The sequence below is a fragment of the Oceanicola granulosus HTCC2516 genome, assembly GCF_000153305.1.
Taxonomy (GTDB): Bacteria; Pseudomonadota; Alphaproteobacteria; order Rhodobacterales; family Rhodobacteraceae; genus Oceanicola; species Oceanicola granulosus.
Genome location: NZ_CH724107.1, coordinates 1502202 through 1518935 on the forward strand (window position 1 = coordinate 1502202; position 16734 = coordinate 1518935).

Consider the following 16734-nt stretch of genomic DNA (forward strand, 5'->3'; position numbering starts at 1 on the left):
AGGTGGCCGATTGCGTGGCCATGTCCGCGCGTCAATCTCCAACTCAAGCTCATTCTCCACGATTCCTCCGTTCGTTCAGCTCCACGCGATGTGATCGTTCCTGCAAATGCGCACCGATGAATGGTCGTTCTAAAGCACGTGGCCCTTTTTGATAAGGCCCTCCCTGCGCTTTGGAACGGACCCAATTATGGGACTAGCTCGCGACACAACGCTTGAAGCGGTCGTGATTCGCGCCGCAGCATCTTTGACTCTGGGCTCGAAGCAGACTTGCGTTGGTGCGGCAGGCTTGGCCCGCCGTGATCGCACCGTGCACCGCCCCGGGTTTTCCGGGGGCTCCAAAGTTTGAGAGGACGGAGCCATGGGGGAGACATCAGCAAGGTATGCGCCTGAGGTGCGCGAGCGGGCGGTTCGGATGGTGGGCGATCACGCGGCCGAGCATGCGAGTCCGTGGGCACCGATCCAGTCGATTGCGCCGAAGATCGGCTGCACGCGGAGACGCTGAGAAGGTGGGTGCGCGAGGCCGAGAAGGCAGCCCCCCCCGGAGCCGAAGCGAGGCCGGAGGAGGCGGCGCGGGTGGAGGCGCTGGAGCGCGAGGTCCGGGAGCTGCGTCAGGGCGATTGGTTTCGAGCCAAGCGCCTACGGCACCCACGCAACGCGTCGGACTAAAGTGGCGCAGATATATCGCAAGACTGGCAACCTCCGCGCGGTGCAGCTCCTGCTCGGCCATACTAGTTGGATGACACGGTGCGCTACCTCGGCGTCGAGCTCGAAGATGCGCTCGCCATTGCGGAGGCGGTGCCGCTATCAAGCCTAAGATCACACTCGGCGGAAAGCCGCCATAATCTTCATGCATGAACGAGGCACCTACTGCACGAAGATGCTGTGATCGCCGCCCACCATCTAAACGGGCCTCCCTCAAAACTGCTAAGTTGTGCGCTCCAACAAACAATGGTTCTCTGTGAAGATGGAAGCTCTCGAAAACCTTCTGCAATTGCCCTACCAGACCCTTGCCATCTTGATTGCAGGCTACCTGTCCTATCGTCTGGCCTACACAGGCCGCGACACGACGCACCGGACACTGGACACACTTGCCATAGCGCTGGTGTTTGCGTTCGTGGCACAGGCCGCGTCAGCGGCTCTCTTGATCCTTTGCCACTGGAATAATCCAGCCCCATCGGGCGGCGAATTGCCGTTATGGGTCGGCTACGGAGCGAGCGTTGGCGGGATAGTTGTTGCTCTGTCGTCGGCTGGGGTATGGCGGCGGGTGAGCGTAAGCGCTGTTCCTGAGCTTCTGCGAAGTGCAGGCATATCATCGGCGGATAGAAATACCGCCGCATGGGAAACCGTCATAAATCGTGAAGACTCTGGACCATCGCAAATCACAATCGTGAAGAAGGACGGCACAACGCTTCAATGTGAGCGGCTGGACGATTTCAAGAAAGCACCGTTCGGCCCAATGATCTTGGGGCAAGACGGGTCAGTTGCGATATATGTCACCGATTATCGCGCAGCTAACTCAGATGAATGGGAAGAAGTGGACCCATCACATGGGGACTGGGGACTGGAGATCACAATCATCCCGGCAGGCGAAATCTCGGAGGTGCGGATACGGCACGCCCCTTCACTTCTTGGGCGGTGGCGGCGAAGCCGGAGCGCTGGGGATGGGGCGGGCGTTGTCGGGTATATAGACGGGTCCGCCACCTGACTGTGCTTGAACCCCTGACTGCGCTTCAAACGGCATAGCGTTACCTCTTGGGTGGCGGAGGCGAAGACGGGGCCGCAGGCATGGGGCGGGTGTTCGTCTCCGGGATCGGACGCAACGGCAGCGTTGTAGGACGCGTAGGCGGTGCGGAGGGTTTCCCACTCATCGGATTACCTTTCCGGGTTTGCTGGCAACAAGTTTCTGTGACCTTTCAACGACAACTCTAGCGACGGACGGCGTCGACGGGTGTCTGACATGTTCTACCTCTTTTGGGAGGTGGCGGCGTTCCCGGCGCAGCGGCACGGGGCTGTTGCGATCCTTGCACCCGCACCTCTCCCCGCTGTCGCGGGAGCGGTTTGGGTTTTGGGTTTTGGTGGTGGAGGCGTCGGTTTTTGACCATGCTCAGCGCTTCGGTTTAGGCGGCGGTGGCGCGGACGGTGCGCTTGCCATCGGTTGTTGCGAGTTGATCGAGATGCGCGAGTAATCCGGTTTGGCAACATCATCTCGATTCGCTGTCTCGGTTTCTTCTTTGCTCAACTTCGCGCCCCTCTGACTCGATAGGTTGTCAGAGCATAAGGAAAACACGGCTTCGCTTCTAGCATGATCTGACGTAGTGACACCTTACTAGCACAAGATGTTGCGCGAGGCCACTGTTCGAGATGGATTACCCTTGAAGGGTCTAGTCTTTCAAGCCGTATAAAGTCCGCCTCGACCTTTGCCGCCGCGCCCCCCTCCGGAAGTCTATGGTACTCTTTATCCTGTTCGCACTCTGATTTGTCATAGTCATCACTCATTGAAACGCGCTCCGTTCGGTAACGTAGTTGACTTCAACAAATTCCTTCTCGGAGAAATACCGATAGTGCTGACTATCCATCACGTTGAAAAGCGCCGCTGGCAGGAAATACTTCGGGTTCGGCCTCAGCTCGTGAGCGTTCTGGTATAGGTCGCGCACCCAAGCCAGATTCGTGAGGATAAGTATCTTGTCCGGCGATAGCGGAAAGTACCTTTGCGCGACCATACGGATATCTGGAACATTAGAACCCAAACATCGTTTAAACGCCGACAGCATTTGCGAAGCTCGAGATAACGAATTCAATCGCGTGCTACTGGTATCGGCGATCTGCCAAACAGCTTCGATTCTGTATTCGCCGCATCTCAGGGAGAGAGTTCTATTCTTGCAGGTGCTACCCAGCATGGATCGAAGCCATCCTAGCCCCTTTGGCGTGTGAAGTTTCTGCACGCTCATATAAGGTAGAAGCGTATTGAACGCGCCATTAGATTGGGAGTTGAACTCGAAGTCGGCAAAGTGTGCGACGGCGGCTGGGGCGCTTGCTGAGGGAAAAGGTGTGATTATGGCATGTAGATGCTGGCCGTGTTCTGTTTGATGGGATACTGTGGCTCTGCCTTTACAACAACGCCAATCCAAACGTCCAAGTCCTCAGGCGGATGAATTGATTGGAGCAACGGGGCGCAAATATACCCACATTCGTGGTCTCAGGAAGGACCCAAAGTGGGATCCAGATCCCGATAAGCTTGCATCACCTCGCGGAAGGCTAAGGTTTCGGCGGCTGGGCGGGGAAGGCCGGCATCGTGTTCCAGGATTGCAGCCCGTTCCTCGAACGCGTCGCGGGCGGTGTCATCCAGGGCCATGTACCTTGCAACAAGCGACATCTGCGACGGATGCGACAACTGCCAGACGAGCGAGCCAGGCTCTGAGTCGCAGTTCGCCAAGTCGGCAAGCGCTGCGTGCTTGGCCGGTGCTTTGTCGACGCCTTCCTGTCGCGGTGGGGTCGGCGGAATCTGCACCTTTTCCGCCTCGTCGAAATCGAAGCGAAACAAGTCATTCATATGCACAAAGCTCCCAAGAATGGCTCGTGACATGTCCACCCACGACTGTGCCGAGCGGTAATGGGCGGATATGTCTATATTGAACCAGCACCACCAGCAAGCGTTCGACCGTCTTGCTGTCACGGATTTTCGCCGGGCCAGGACTTACGATCATGCGCTTATCGAACGGCTGCCCGCTGAGTCGGGGTTTTAGCCAATCCAGTAGCAGCTGCGCCTGAGCGAGCGTCTCATCGACCGGGCCGGCATCCATCAGCCGTTGAGCCTCTGCGACATACCAAGCAGAAAGTTTTACACCACACTGCATGGCCCGAAGCGGCAGCTCTCTGGCTTCCGGGTCATCGAAGACTGCCAGCACGCCGGCAATGCGAGCCGCTTGCTCTGCCGCCTTCGAAGCAAACCCGGTGATATGGGCCAACTCGCCGTTCGGGCACTGGGCCCCTTCGATCTTGTTTGCAAACTGGATCAACAGAGCGCGGGCTTCTGTGCTGAGCGGCAACAAGCGCGGTGCAAGCTCCAGCGGATCATCATGCGATGGCGGAGGGCGGTGAAGAAGAGCAGACACCCGAGCTTGAAATGTTGCCAGCCTTTTCTCCGCCCGATGCCGCTTCTGCACTTCTACGTCAGAATCTTCGATAAGGCGCTGGCCGATCCTGCTGGTCGGCCAAGCGATGAGCATACGTGACATCAGTCCCTGATCTCTGAGAACCTCATTGCGCAGGACCTCTTCCGCGATCCCCGGCTGGATCATCAAGTGCAGGGCGCCCCGCCGGTGCCGGTACGTTGCCTGAGGAGAGCCTGCGCGGGTCCGGTTGAGGGGGGCGGCATCCCAAAGCTTAGAAAGCCCGGCAGCGGTCTTGAGCTGATTGTCGCGGCCCATGCCGTGGCCGCCGAAGAACTGCCCCCCCTTCATCGGCAAATATGCCGATCGACGGGTCCCCATCTTCGAAGTGGCGGAGAAGGCCCTCGAAAGTGATGTCCGAGAGCACCTTGCGTGGCACGATGGGGCAAGCTGGCGACTGCGGAGTGGTGCCCTCGACGACACCGCCTTCCTCAGCTCTAGACTTCAACGTCTTCCGCACGAGGGCTTCGTGGAGGCTCAGTTCGAACTTGTAGGTCTCGAGGTCGCGGCGGTACGCGGCTGACTTGGCTTCTTCCCAGTCATGGACCGGCTTCAATGACAGTCTATCGCAGGAGGACTTCCGCTCTCCCGAGGCGGCCACTGTCAGCAAGAACAGACTGAGTGGCGTTTCCCCGCTGAGGTGCTCGACGTCGCAAAGGTGCTGGGTTGCCAGCGAGGCCATGGCCAGCACTGATTGAAACGCGATTTCGATCGGAGCTCCGGTCAGATCGGCAATGGCCTTCGCCGGCTCTGCGATCGGGCCGAGGTAGTCAAGCGGCAGCGCCAGTCCCGACCTCCTTTGGCGGAGAAGGGGCTCAGGCCGATCCCTTGGTGCGGGATGAGGTGCAATTTGAGTGGAGAGGTCTGGAGCCCGTGTTCCAGACATAGCTCCGCAATTCCCTATTTGCATAGACATCAAGCCGTCCTTTCACCCGCTATCGGCGAGCCTATCTGTTTCGAAGTGCAGACCACAGGCCGGAACACTTCCCCCGGGTCAAGAGGAAAGTTTGGCTGACGCAGTTTCGGGGAAGTTCGCGCTTCAGCTAGATCGATATCTTCGCGAGAGCCTGCCGCCGTCCGAGAAGGCCCCCGCCTGCGCCGTAGGATGGCCGGTCGTACTTGTGGCCCAATATGTCGGCGCGTACTCGATCATCCACGCCCGCTTCCAGAAGCGCGTCCTCCACATAGTGCCGAAGACTGTAGGCGCTGTGCTGAGGCGTCTCTTTCAGCCCGTGAGCATCGAGGAACTTGTTCACGAGGCTTGACCATGCATTTGACTTGTCTCTGTAGCGCTGGATTCCACCTCGCGCGACGATCCGGCGCGCCGCTGCAAGTGAAACCCCCAACAGTGGGATGTCCCGAGCGGTATGGCGCTGTTTCAGCTCGCGCCCATGGGCTGCTACACGAATGAATGGTATCTCGTCGTCGAGGCAGAAGTCTTCCAGGGGACATAGGAGCACCTCGCTTGGGCGCAGCCCGGTGTTCACCTGAACTAGAAGGGTATCTGCGGCCTCTTCGTTGAGCCCATTTAGCGCTCCTGCAGCCAACAATTTGCCTTCGACCCAAGCGCGCGAAAACGGAGGGCGGCTTATCTCTGGGTCCACAGATTTGTCGAAGCGAAGCTTCGCGAATGGGTTCTCTAGGGCAAAATGCCCCTTCAGCTCGCACCACTCATGAAAGAGCTGTGAGAGATGCCCAAGTCTTTGTTGGCCGTCTCTGCGCGGGTCTCACCGGAATGAACCCGCTCGGCCCACCAGCTTCGAAACGCCAACGCATCCTCGCGAGTGATCTTGTCGATGCCGGACGCACGCCGCTTAGGCACGGCTTTCTCGAAATTTGTAACGGCGCGCTCCCGCGGAAGCCGCCAAAGATGGCGCTGTCGATCAGATTTCCGAATGCGGCGGGTTTTCGTGAGCTCGATGTAGTCATCGAGGACGGCCCTCAAGGGCGGCAGAGCAACCGGAACGCCGCCGAGCAGGGCATTGGTGACCTCGGGAGGCTGCGGCTTCTCGAGGATGCCTGCGGCTGCCATCAGGCGCGGCAGGTTCTCCGTGAAGGATCGTTGCAGCAGGATGTCGCTCGGCAAATAGTCGAAGCCATGGCTTTCTGCGATATCCTTCGCTGCCTGATACTTCTCGTGCGCAAGAGCGTCCTGCCCAAGCTCTAACAAGCGCCACTCTGTCCGTTTGAGGTCCTCAAGTTCGTTCGCCTTGCGCCTTGCAACGCTCAAGTCAGCGGTCCTTAGTGCTTGCCGGACCTGGCGGATCGGCTGACCGTTTCTGCCTCGAACTTTGCCGAACAGGTGCTTGGGCACGTTCAGAACGAAGTAGTATCGACCTCGATCAAGTGTCAGACCCATCGCCTCACCCTCCTCGAAAATCTGCAGCTATGCGGGAATCTATGCGGGATTTCATGAGGGACAGGATGCCATGCGCAGGTTAACAAAACCTTACGCGACTGATTTTCCGACGTTTTCTGCGGGATGACTGCCTTCATAGTGGCAGATTACTGGCGGAGGAGGTGGGATTCGAACCCACGGGACGCTCTCACGCCCAACGGTTTTCAAGACCGCCGCAATCGACCACTCTGCCACTCCTCCGGCCGCGCCGACGCACGTAGCCAACGGGGTGCGATTCGGGAAGGGTGGCGGGTGGGGGAAAGTTGGCGGGGGACCGGGGCGAGGCTTTCAAAGGAAGGGCGATGCGGCTATCCTCGCGCGGGAGGCTCGCGGGAGACGACCGACGGGCCGGGTCGAGCAGGAAGGGCCGGACAACACGGCCGGCGGTCGGGACAGGCCGCGTCAACGAGGGGGCAAACGAATGACGGGCAGCAATTCTCGCCGTGGGGTGTCGGGGCGGACCGCGATCTTCGTCGTCCTGGGGCTGGGTCTCGCCGGGTGCGACGGCGACGGCGGGCTCCGGATGCCGTTCGACATGCCAGGCCGCGCCGCCGCCGGAGAGGGCAGCGCGACCGGCGGGTCGGTCCAGTTGGTGGAGCGCGACCTGGAGGCGCCGGAGGTGTTCCAGGTCACCGAGCAGGGGCTGTGGGACGGGCGGCCGTCGCTCGGCGGGGTCTGGGTGGCGCACCCGGACGTGACCGATCCGGAGCGGGTCATCATCCGCAACCGCGACAACGGCAAGTTCGTCATCGGCGCGCTGTTCCGGCGCGAGCGCGAGAACCCGGGGCCGCGGCTGCAGGTTTCCTCCGACGCGGCGGACGCGCTCGGGGTGCTGGCCGGGGCGCCGGTCGAGCTCAATGTCACGGCGCTGCGCCGCGAGGAGGCCGCCGAGACCGCGCCGGCGGCCGCCGCGAGCGCCGCCGAGGCGGGGCTCGACGCACCCGCCGCCGTCGAAACGACGAGCCTCGCGCCGGCGGCCGAGAGCGCCGCGCCGGTGGCCGAGGCCGCGACGCCTCCGGCGCCCGCCCCTGCCCCGGTGGAGACCGCCTCGACGCTGGAGAAGCCCTACATCCAGATCGGCATCTTCTCGATCGAGTCCAACGCCGAAGGCACCGCCGACCGGATGCGCGCCGCCGGCATCGTGCCGACGGTGCTCGCGCAGGAGAGCCAGGGCAGCCCGTTCTGGCGGGTCATCGTCGGGCCTGCGCGCGATGCCGCCGAGCGGGAGCGGCTGCTCGAAAAAGTGAAGGCGCAGGGGTTTGCCGACGCGTACGCCGTGACAAACTAGCGCCACCGTTTTCCCACAGGACAGGACGCGCCGCCACATGATCCGACGCTTCACCGCCCGCCTGCTGGTCGCTCTCGCGGCCGGCCTCGCCTTCGCCCAGATGGCCGCCGCGCAGGGCTTCGATACCCGCGCGAACGCCGCCTACGTCTACGACGTGACGACCGAGACGATCCTGCTCGAGAAGAACGCCGACGAGCCGCTGCCGCCGGCGTCGATGTCGAAGCTGATGACGCTCTACATGGCGTTCGAGGCGATCGAGAGCGGCCGGCTCCGGCTCGACGAGCAGTTGCCGGTGAGCGAGCACGCGATGTCGTACGGCGGCTCGACCATGTTTCTCGACACGACCGACCGGCCGACGGTGGAGGACCTGCTGCGCGGGGTGATCGTGCTGTCGGGCAACGACGCCTCGGCGGTCCTGGCGGAGGCGCTGTCGCCCGACGGGACGGAGGCCGGCTTCGCGCGGCTGATGACCGAGCGCGGGCGGCAGATCGGGCTGACCAACTCGACCTTCGCCAATTCCAACGGCTGGCCGGCGCCCGATCACCGGATGTCGGTGCGCGATCTCGGCGTCGTGGCGACGCGGCTGATCGAGGATTTCCCCGACCTCTACCCGATGTTCGCGGAGCAGACCTTCGAGTACGACGGCCGCGCGCCCACCAACGTCCGCAACCGCAACCCGCTGCTCGGGCTCGGGATCGGCGCGGACGGGCTGAAGACGGGGCATACCGAGGAGGCCGGCTACGGGCTCGTCGGCTCGGCGGTGCAGGAGGACCGGCGGGTGGTGTTCGTGCTGGCGGGGCTCGACAGCACGGCCGAGCGGGCCGAGGAATCCGAGCGGGTGGTGAACTGGGCATTCCGCCAGTACGTGGAGAAGGGCCTGACCGAAGCGGGCACGCGCATCGCCGAGGCCGACGTCTGGATGGGCGCGGCCTCGACGGTGGGGCTGACGGTGGCGGAGGACGTGTCGCTGCTGGTGCCGGTGCTGAGCCAGGGCGGGGTCGCGGCGGAGGTGGTCTATACCGGCCCCGTCGAGGCGCCGGTGGCGGCGGGCGACGAGATCGCCGAGCTGCGCATCACCCGCGCCGACCTGCCCGAGGTGCGCATCCCGCTCGTCGCCGAGAGCGACGTGGCCCGCGGCGGCTTTGCCGAGCGGGTGAAGGTGGCGGCGCTCGTGCTGCTGGGCAAGGTCGCGCCGGGGGCCGACCTCGAGGCGCTGCCGCTGCTGGGCGACGAGGCCGAGCCGGCGGCCGAGCCCGAAGCCGACGGCGCCTGATCCGCGTGGCACCGGGCCGGTTCATCACCTTCGAGGGCATCGACGGCTCGGGCAAGTCCACCCAGGCGCGGCTGCTGGCCGAACGACTGCCCGACGCGCTGCTGACGCGCGAGCCCGGCGGCAGCGCGGGGGCCGAGGAGATCCGCGCGCTGGTGCTCAACGGCGATCCCGGCCGCTGGTCGGCCGAGACGGAGCTGCTGCTCTTCACCGCGGCACGGCGCGATCATCTGGAGAAGACGATCGAGCCGGCGCTCGCCGCCGGGCGCACGGTGATCTGCGACCGCTTCGCCGACAGCACCCGGGTCTACCAGGGGGCGACGCGGGGCGACCTGCGCGCGACGGTCGACAAGCTCCACGCGCTGACGATCGGCCGCGAGCCCGACCTGACCTTCATCATCGACATGGACCCGGAGACCGCCCTCGCCCGCGGGGTGGCCCGCCCCGGCGCGGAGCGGCGGTTCGAGGATTTCGGCCTCGCGCTGCAGGAGACCGTGCGCCACGGCTTCCTGTCGCTCGCCCGCCAGTTCTCCGAGCGCTGCATCGTCATCGACGGCGACCGCCCGGCCGAGGCCGTCGCCGCCGAGATCGCCGCCCGCCTCGAGCTCGCCGACTGACGACCGGCCCGCGGCCGCGCGCCGACATTCCCGTCACGCCCGATTGCGGCCCCGGCCCGATTGCGCGACAACCGCCGCGATGCCCGTTTCCGCCGACCTCCCTGCCCCCGACCAGATCGAGGGCGCGCCGCACCCGCGCGAGACGCCGCTCCTCTACGGGCAGGCGCGCGCCGAGGCCGGCTTCCTCGACGCCTGGGAGTCCGGACGGCTCCATTCGGGCTGGCTGCTGACCGGGCCGCGCGGGGTCGGCAAGGCGACGCTGGCCTGGAAGATCGCGGCGTTCCTGCTCGCCGAGCCGGCCGATGACGGGCTGTTCGGCGCCCCGCCCCGCCCCGACCGGCTGGGCCTCGCGCCGGACCATCCCGACATGCGGCTGATCCTCGCCGGCGCGCATCCACGCCTCCACCTCGTGCGGCGCGGGCCGAACGACAAGGGCGACAAGCTCTCCGCCGACATCCGCGCCGACGTGGTGCGCGGCATGAAGCGTTTCTTTCAGCTCTCCGCCGCCGACGGCGGCCGCCGCGCGGTCATCGTCGACGCCGCCGACGAGATGAACGTCTCGGCCGCCAATTCGCTGCTCAAGGAGCTCGAGGAGCCGCCCGAGCGGACCACGCTGCTGCTCGTCTCGCACCAGCCCTCGCGCCTGCTGCCGACCATCCGCTCGCGCTGCCGCGAGCTGCGCCTCGCGCCGCTGGGCCCGGACGACATGGCGGCGGCGCTGGCGCAGGCGGGGGTGGAGGTGGCCGAGACGGAGGCGCTCGCCGCGCTCGCGGCGGGCTCGGTGGGCGAGGCGATCCGGCTGGTGCGCCAGGACGGGCTGGCGCTCTACGGCGACCTGGTGAAGCTGCTCTCGGGCGCGCCGCGCATCGACCGCCCTGCGGCGATCAAGCTCGCCGAGAGCTGCACCGGCCGCGCCAACGACCGCCGCTTCGAGATGACGCTCGACCTGCTCGACCGCCTGCTCGCGCGCATCGCCCGCGCCGGGATCGTCGGCGCGCCCGACGTGCAGGGCGCCCCGGGCGAGGCCCGCCTGCTCACCCGGCTCAGCCCCGACGCCGGCGCCGCGCGCCGCTGGGCGGAACTGTCGCAGACCCTCATCGAGCGCTCCCGGCACGGGCGGGCGGTCAACCTTGACCCTGCCAGCCTGATCCTCGATATGGTCTTCAAGATCGAAGAGACCGCGCGCGCCACCGCCGCCGCGTCCGAGGCCCAGGCATGAGCATTCCCGAGATCGTCGACAGCCACTGTCACCTCGACTTCCCCGATTTCGAGGGCGAGCACGCGGCCCTGATCGCGCGCGCCGCCGAGGCCGGGGTGACGCGGATGGTGACGATCTGCACCCGGCTGCGCCAGGAGCCGCAGGTGCGCGCCATCGCCGAGGCGCATGCGCCCGTCTTCTACGCCGCCGGCACCCACCCGATGAGCGCCGCCGAGGAGCCGCTGGCGCGCGTTGACGAGCTGGTCGCGCTGGCGCGGCATCCGAAGTTCGTCGGCATCGGCGAGACCGGGCTCGACTACCACTACACCGCCGAGAGCGCCGAGGTGCAGCGCCGGTCGCTGCGGATCCACATCGACGCTGCGCGCGAAACCGGCCTGCCGCTGATCATCCATGCCCGCGACGCCGACGAGGACATGGCCGCCATCCTGCGCGAGGGCTACGCAAACGGCCCCTTCGACTGCGTGATGCACTGCTTCTCCTCGGGCGCCGGACTGGCCCGTGCGGCGCTCGATCTCGGCTTCTACCTGTCGATGTCGGGCATCGCCGCCTTCCCGCGCAGCCAGGAGCTGCGCGACATCTTCGCCACCGCCCCGCTCGAGCGGATCCTGGTGGAGACCGACAGCCCCTACCTCGCCCCGCCCCCGCACCGGGGCAAGCGCAACGAGCCGGCCTACACCGCCCATACCGCGAAGGTTGGGGCGGAGGTGTTCGGGCTCGACTACGCCGACTTCGCCGCGCGGACCTCGGCCAACTTCGACCGCCTCTTCTCCAAGGCCGCCGCCTGGGCCAGGGCCGCCTGATGGCGCGACTGACCGTCCGCATCCTGGGCTGCGGCTCCTCGGGCGGCGTACCGCGGCTCGGCGGCCACTGGGGCGCGTGCGATCCGGCCAACCCGAAGAACCGCCGCACCCGCTGCTCGCTGCTGGTGAGCCGCGAGGACGCGGGCGGCGTGACGCGGACGCTGATCGACACCTCGCCCGACATGCGCGCCCAGCTGCTCGCCGCCGACGTGGGCCGGCTCGACGCGGTGCTCTACACCCACGCCCACGCCGACCACGTCCACGGGCTCGACGACCTGCGGCAGGTGGTGTTCAACACCCGCACCCGCCTGCCCGTCCATGCCGACGGCGAGACCTCGGAGGCGCTGCTCAACCGCTTCGCCTACGCCTTCGCCGCGCCCGCCGGCTCGCAGTATCCGCCGATCCTCGACCTCTTCGACCTCTCCGGCCCGGTGACGGTCGACGGTGCGGGCGGCACGATCACCTTCACCCCCTTCCCCGTCCGGCACGGCGCGATCCATGCGCTCGGCTTCCGCTTCGACGACATCGTCTACCTGCCCGACGTGGCCACCATTCCCGACGACAGCTGGCCGATGCTCGCCGGCCTGCGCTGCTGGATCGTCGACGCGCTGCGCCGCGAGCCGCACCCGACGCACTCGCACCTCGCCAACACCCTCGCCTGGATCGAGCGCGCCGCGCCGGCGCGGGCGGTGCTGACGAACATGCATATCGATCTCGATTACGAGACCGTCGCCGCCGAGACGCCCGCCCATATCGAGCCCGCCTACGACGGACTTACCCTCGCCTTCGACGTCTGACGTGGGGGCACTCGTCAACGTCATCCTGCCGGTCTTCATCGTGATCGGCTTCGGCTACCTGGCGCGCTGGCGCAGCCTCCTCGACGACGGGCAGGTCGACGGGCTGATGCGCTTCACCCAGAACTTCGCGATCCCCTGCCTGCTGTTCAACGCCATCTCCAGCCTCGACCTCGCGGCGAGCTACGACTGGCGGCTGCTGGTGAGCTTCTATGCCGGCGCCATCGCCGGGTTCGTCGCCGGGCTGGTCGGGGGGCGGGTGCTGTTCGGGCGCGCCTGGGAGGACAGCGTGGCCTTCGGCTTCTCGGGGCTGTTCTCCAACCTCGTGCTGCTCGGCCTGCCGATCATGGAACGCGCCTACGGCCCCGACGCGCTGATGAACAACTTCGTCATCATCTCGATGCACGCCCCCTTCTGCTACGGCATCGGCGTCACCGCGATGGAGATCATCCGCTCGCGGGGCGAGCCGGCGCGGACGTTGCCGCTCAAGGTGCTCAAGGCGATGTTCTCCAACGCGCTGATCCTCGGGATCGCGCTCGGCTTCGCGGTCAACGTGACGAACTTTCCGATGCCGACGGTGCTGAGCGAGGCGCTCGACCTGATGGTGCGCGCGGCGCTGCCGGTGGCGCTGTTCGGGCTCGGAGGCGTGCTGGTGCGCTACAAGCCGCAGGGCGACATGCGCGCGATCCTCTTCGTCAGCTCGCTCAGCCTGGTGCTGCACCCGGTCATCACCTACGGCCTGGGCACGGCCTTCGCGCTGGAGCGCGACGCGCTGCGCTCGGCGGTGATCTGCGCCGCGATGGCGCCGGGGGTGAACACCTACGTCTTCGCCAACATGTACGGCGTCGCCAAGCGGGTCTCGGCGTCCGTCGTGCTGATGGCGACGGGGCTGTCGATCCTGACGATCTGGGGGTGGCTGGCGGTGCTGCCGTGAGGCGCCTTTTTCGGGGCGGCGGGGATCGTGGAGAGTGCGCAGCCTCCGGCGGGGATATTTGCAGGACAGAGGGTGCAGGCGGCGCACCCGATCCCATCGGCGGCGCGGGCGGCGAGGTGGGTGGCGCGAGGTGGGGGGCGGCGTTGCGGTGCGCGTTAACCTTGAGCGGGCGGGATCAGCCTTAACCAGCCGCGCAGTTAACGCATTAACCTTAATACCAGGTTAGTGCGTCGAACTTGGCGCGGCGGAGGGCGCCGACCCTTGCGGAGGCGCCCCCGGATCAGCCGGGGGACATGCCGCGCAGGCGCTCGGAGCGGCGGCGCAGCAGTTCGACGGTGGTCAGCAGGATGATCGAGAAGGTCACGAGGATCGTCGCCACGGCGAGGATCGTCGGCGAGATCTGCTCGCGCAGGCCGATGAACATCTGCCAGGGCAGCGTCTTCTGCGCCGCCGCGCCGACGAAGAGCACCACGACCACCTCGTCGAAGGAGGTGATGAAGGCGAACAGCCCGCCCGAGATCACGCCCGGCAGGATCAGCGGCATCTGCACCGAGAAGAACGTCTTCACCGGCCCAGCCCCGAGGTTGGCCGAGGCGCGGGTCAGCGAGCGGTCGAAGCCGACCAGCGTCGCCGTCACGGTGATGATCACGAACGGGATGCCGAGCGCGGCGTGGGCGAGGATGACCTTGATGTAGCCCGTGAGCTCGCGGCTGAAGCCGAGGTTGTCCTCGAGCCAGTTGCCCATCGCCGAGTAGAAGAAGAACATCCCCGTCGCCGAGATGATCAGCGGCACGATCATCGGCGAGATCAGGATCGCCATGATCGCCTGCCGCCCCGGCACGTGGCTCTGGGACAGGCCGATCGCGGCGAGGGTGCCGAGCGACACCGCGATGATCGTCGCGAAGGGCGCGATGATCAGCGAGTTGCGCATCGCGAGCTGCCAGTCGCTGTTGGAGAAGAAGTCGCGGTAGTGGCGCAGCGAGTAGCCCTCGGGATCGAGCGCCAGCATCTCTGGGGTGAAGGTGAAGAACGCCTCGGCGTTGAAGCTGAGCGGGATGACGACCATGATCGGCGCGATCAGGAAGAAGAAGATCAGCCCGCAGATGAACAGGAAGGCGTTGTGCCACAGCACCTGCCCCGCCGTGGCGTAGGGAGGCACGCCCTTGCGGTAGTCGCCGCGCACCAGCCAGTAGGCGACCCAGCCGAGGATGGCGCCGACGATGGCACCGCCGACGAGCCCGCCGAGGCCCCCGACGAGCAGGCCGAGCAACGCGCACACGCCGATCACCGCCCAGCGGCCGGTGGCGCGCTTCTCCCGCAGGCTGGTCCCGGCGAGGTAGGTCACGCCCGCGCCGACGACGACGCCGGCGATGGCCCCGATCAGCGGCCAGCCGGCGGCGTTGCCGGCGATGAAGCCGAGGAACGCGCCCAGCAGGGCGACGAGCGGCAGGGAGAAGCCGAGCAGGTTGCTCTCGCCCCTGGAGGTGACCGGTTCGGTGGTGGCGGCGGTCATGGGGTCAGCCTCCCAGCTTCACGTTGTCGATGCCCACGATGCGGTCGTAGAGCCAGTAGAGGACCAGCACGAGGGCGAGCAGGATCGTCCCCAGCGCGGCGGCGAGGCCCCAGTTGAGCGATGTCGAGATGTGGTAGGCGATCCGGTTGGAGATGAAGACGCCCTTGGTGCCGCCGACGATCTCGGGGGTGATGTAGTAGCCGATGGCGAGGATGAAGACGAGGATCGAGCCCGCGCCGATGCCGGGCACCGATTGCGGGAAGTAGACCCGCCAGAAGGCCGTCCAGTTGGTGGCGCCGAGCGACTTAGCGGCGCGCAGGTAGGAGGGCGGGATGGTCTTCATCACCGAGTAGAGCGGCAGGATCATGAACGGCAGCAGGATGTGGGTCATCGCCACGATGGTGCCGAACTGGTTGTTGATCATGATCAGGCGGTTGCTGTCGGAGACGAGGCCGAGCCAGACGAGGATGTCGTTGATCACCCCCTGTTGCTGCAGCAGCACCTTCCAGGCCGAGGTGCGCACCAGCAGCGAGGTCCAGAACGGCAGCAGCACGAGGATCATCAGCACGTTGGCGGTGCGCAGCGGCAGGTTCGCCAGCAGCCAAGCGACGGGGTAGCCGAGGGCGATGCAGGACACGGTGATCCCGAGCGACATCAGCATCGTGCGCAGGAACAGGGTGCCGTAGACCCTCTGGTCCTCGTCGACCGGCTGGATGCCGTCGGGCGTCAGCTTGCGGTCGGCGGAGGCGGCGAAGTAGCCGGCGGTGTAGTCCGAGGAGAAGGCGTCGATGGTGCCCCAGACGTCCTCGCCGAGCCAGTCCTCGTCGATCTCCTCGAAGGCGGCGGTGTAGTCGAACGGCTCGAGCCCGGCGGCGATCTCGGCGGCCTCGGCGAGCAGCTCGGCCTCGGCGCCTTCGAAGGCGGCGGGCGCGTCGGGGTTGGCGGCGAGGTCCTCGTAGAGCGACAGGTAGACTATGTTCCACGGCTCTTCGTCGACGGGGCTGTCTCCGTCTTCCGTGCGCAGCACGGCGGCGAAGTCGGCGTACATCTCGGTGGTGCGCGGCAGCGCCTCCTCGACGCCGTCGGCGAAGACGAAGCGCGGCGGCAGCTCGTCGAAGCCCCGGCCCGCCGCTTCCTCGCGCGCGGCCCACTCGTCGCTGGCGACGATCCAGCCCTCGTTGGCGAGCAGCCGGACCCAGGTCTCGCCCTCTTCCCACGCCTCGTTGGCGTCGACGAAGGCGTCGGTGTAGTCCTCGCCGATGTCGTCGACGCCGCGCCCGGCCTGGCGGAACAGCGACGACAGGCCCGTCGTCTCGTAGTTGAGGCGCGAGCCGAGGCGGGTGTGGTTCTTCAGTTCGGCGGCGACGACCATATCGCGGGTCAGGGCGGCGAAGACCTCCCCGGACGGCGGGCCGCTCTCGGAATCGTACCCGTCGAGCGCGGCGACGGTGCGCGGCAGCGTCTCGGAGACGATTTGGTTCTCGACCGAGCGGAACAGCATCTGCCCGATCGGGATGATGAAGGTGAACATGATGAAGATCAGCAGCGGCGCGATCAGCAGCAGCGCCCGGATCTTCTGGCGGCGCAGGGCGCTCGCGAGGCTCTTCTTCAGCGGACGGCCGTCGGCGGCGAGCATGGGGCCGTCGGCCCGCTCGGCATCGCGGATGGCGGTGTCGGGGGTCGGGCCCGCGATCTTGTCCTGGGCGGTGGCGTCGGTCATCTGTCGGCCTCC

At 66.2% G+C, this 16734-nt stretch carries 16 protein-coding genes, 1 tRNA gene and 2 pseudogenes; 10 read left to right on the top strand and 9 right to left on the bottom strand.

Features of this window, described 5'->3' with window-relative positions:
• Positions 1-358: 358 nt before the first annotated feature.
• The 3 genes and pseudogenes from OG2516_RS20690 to OG2516_RS19915 all read left to right on the top strand — a co-directional run.
• Positions 359-618, top strand: a pseudogene (locus tag OG2516_RS20690) (transposase); the annotation flags it as partial.
• Positions 608-855: pseudogene (locus tag OG2516_RS20695) on the top strand (hypothetical protein); the annotation flags it as partial. The pseudogenes OG2516_RS20690 and OG2516_RS20695, both read left to right, overlap by 11 nt.
• A 76-nt stretch (positions 856-931) precedes the next feature.
• Complete coding sequence (locus tag OG2516_RS19915) at positions 932-1705, top strand: hypothetical protein (RefSeq protein ID WP_156799289.1); 774 nt, start codon at positions 932-934, stop codon at positions 1703-1705.
• A 787-nt stretch (positions 1706-2492) separates the two neighbouring features.
• Here OG2516_RS19915 and OG2516_RS19920 read toward each other — a convergent pair.
• From OG2516_RS19920 to OG2516_RS07130, 7 genes are all read right to left on the bottom strand, one after another.
• Complete coding sequence (locus OG2516_RS19920) at positions 2493-2897, bottom strand: hypothetical protein (RefSeq protein ID WP_156799290.1); 405 nt, start codon at positions 2895-2897, stop codon at positions 2493-2495.
• Positions 2898-3196: 299 nt separating this feature from the next.
• Entirely contained in the window at positions 3197-3550 is a 354-nt protein-coding gene (locus tag OG2516_RS07115) for a hypothetical protein (protein WP_007254961.1), read from the bottom strand.
• Entirely contained in the window at positions 3543-4460 is a 918-nt protein-coding gene (locus OG2516_RS19475; protein WP_245544275.1) for a DUF3987 domain-containing protein, read from the bottom strand. The genes OG2516_RS07115 and OG2516_RS19475 overlap by 8 nt, the downstream gene beginning before the upstream one ends.
• Positions 4384-5085, bottom strand: a complete 702-nt coding sequence (locus OG2516_RS20960; protein WP_083788468.1) for a DUF3987 domain-containing protein — start codon at positions 5083-5085, stop codon at positions 4384-4386. The genes OG2516_RS19475 and OG2516_RS20960 overlap by 77 nt, the downstream gene beginning before the upstream one ends.
• A gap of 127 nt (positions 5086-5212) precedes the next feature.
• Positions 5213-5773, bottom strand: a complete 561-nt coding sequence (locus OG2516_RS19485; RefSeq protein WP_425357545.1) for a tyrosine-type recombinase/integrase — start codon at positions 5771-5773, stop codon at positions 5213-5215.
• Positions 5774-5826: 53 nt separating this feature from the next.
• Complete coding sequence (locus OG2516_RS07125; protein ID WP_156799291.1) at positions 5827-6528, bottom strand: DUF6538 domain-containing protein; 702 nt, start codon at positions 6526-6528, stop codon at positions 5827-5829.
• A gap of 150 nt (positions 6529-6678) precedes the next feature.
• A tRNA-Ser gene (locus OG2516_RS07130) sits at positions 6679-6768 on the bottom strand.
• A 220-nt stretch (positions 6769-6988) separates the two neighbouring features.
• Between OG2516_RS07130 and OG2516_RS07135 the strand changes: the two genes are divergently transcribed.
• The 7 genes from OG2516_RS07135 (at position 6989) to OG2516_RS07165 (ending at position 13489) form a co-directional block, all read left to right on the top strand.
• Positions 6989-7855 (top strand): SPOR domain-containing protein, encoded by an 867-nt coding sequence (locus tag OG2516_RS07135; protein WP_040615015.1) that lies wholly within the window; start codon positions 6989-6991, stop codon positions 7853-7855.
• Between the two features lie 37 nt (positions 7856-7892).
• Positions 7893-9128: a D-alanyl-D-alanine carboxypeptidase family protein gene (locus tag OG2516_RS07140; protein WP_007254965.1), complete on the top strand. Its 1236-nt coding sequence runs from the start codon at positions 7893-7895 to the stop codon at positions 9126-9128.
• Between the two features lie 5 nt (positions 9129-9133).
• Positions 9134-9742 (top strand): dTMP kinase, encoded by a 609-nt coding sequence (gene tmk, locus OG2516_RS07145; RefSeq protein WP_007254966.1) that lies wholly within the window; start codon positions 9134-9136, stop codon positions 9740-9742.
• 79 nt (positions 9743-9821) lie between these two features.
• The gene (locus OG2516_RS07150) at positions 9822-10961 is read left to right on the top strand and encodes a DNA polymerase III subunit delta' (protein WP_007254967.1); all 1140 of its coding nucleotides are present in this window, start codon (positions 9822-9824) and stop codon (positions 10959-10961) included.
• A complete protein-coding gene (locus tag OG2516_RS07155; protein ID WP_007254968.1) occupies positions 10958-11761 on the top strand; it encodes a TatD family hydrolase in 804 nt (267 codons plus the stop codon). The genes OG2516_RS07150 and OG2516_RS07155 overlap by 4 nt, the downstream gene beginning before the upstream one ends.
• Positions 11761-12558 carry an MBL fold metallo-hydrolase gene (locus tag OG2516_RS07160; RefSeq protein ID WP_007254969.1) on the top strand — a complete coding sequence of 266 codons (798 nt, stop codon included), beginning with the start codon at positions 11761-11763 and terminating at the stop codon, positions 12556-12558. The genes OG2516_RS07155 and OG2516_RS07160 overlap by 1 nt, the downstream gene beginning before the upstream one ends.
• 1 nt (position 12559) lies before the next feature.
• The gene (locus tag OG2516_RS07165) at positions 12560-13489 is read left to right on the top strand and encodes an AEC family transporter (RefSeq protein ID WP_007254970.1); all 930 of its coding nucleotides are present in this window, start codon (positions 12560-12562) and stop codon (positions 13487-13489) included.
• Between the two features lie 280 nt (positions 13490-13769).
• On the opposite strand, the gene OG2516_RS07170 is transcribed toward OG2516_RS07165, so the two are convergent.
• Both OG2516_RS07170 and OG2516_RS07175 read right to left on the bottom strand, forming a co-directional pair.
• Positions 13770-15002, bottom strand: coding sequence for an ABC transporter permease (locus OG2516_RS07170; RefSeq protein WP_007254971.1), 1233 nt, complete (start codon positions 15000-15002; stop codon positions 13770-13772).
• 4 nt (positions 15003-15006) lie between these two features.
• Positions 15007-16722, bottom strand: coding sequence for an ABC transporter permease (locus OG2516_RS07175; RefSeq protein WP_007254972.1), 1716 nt, complete (start codon positions 16720-16722; stop codon positions 15007-15009).
• Positions 16723-16734 lie beyond the last annotated feature (12 nt).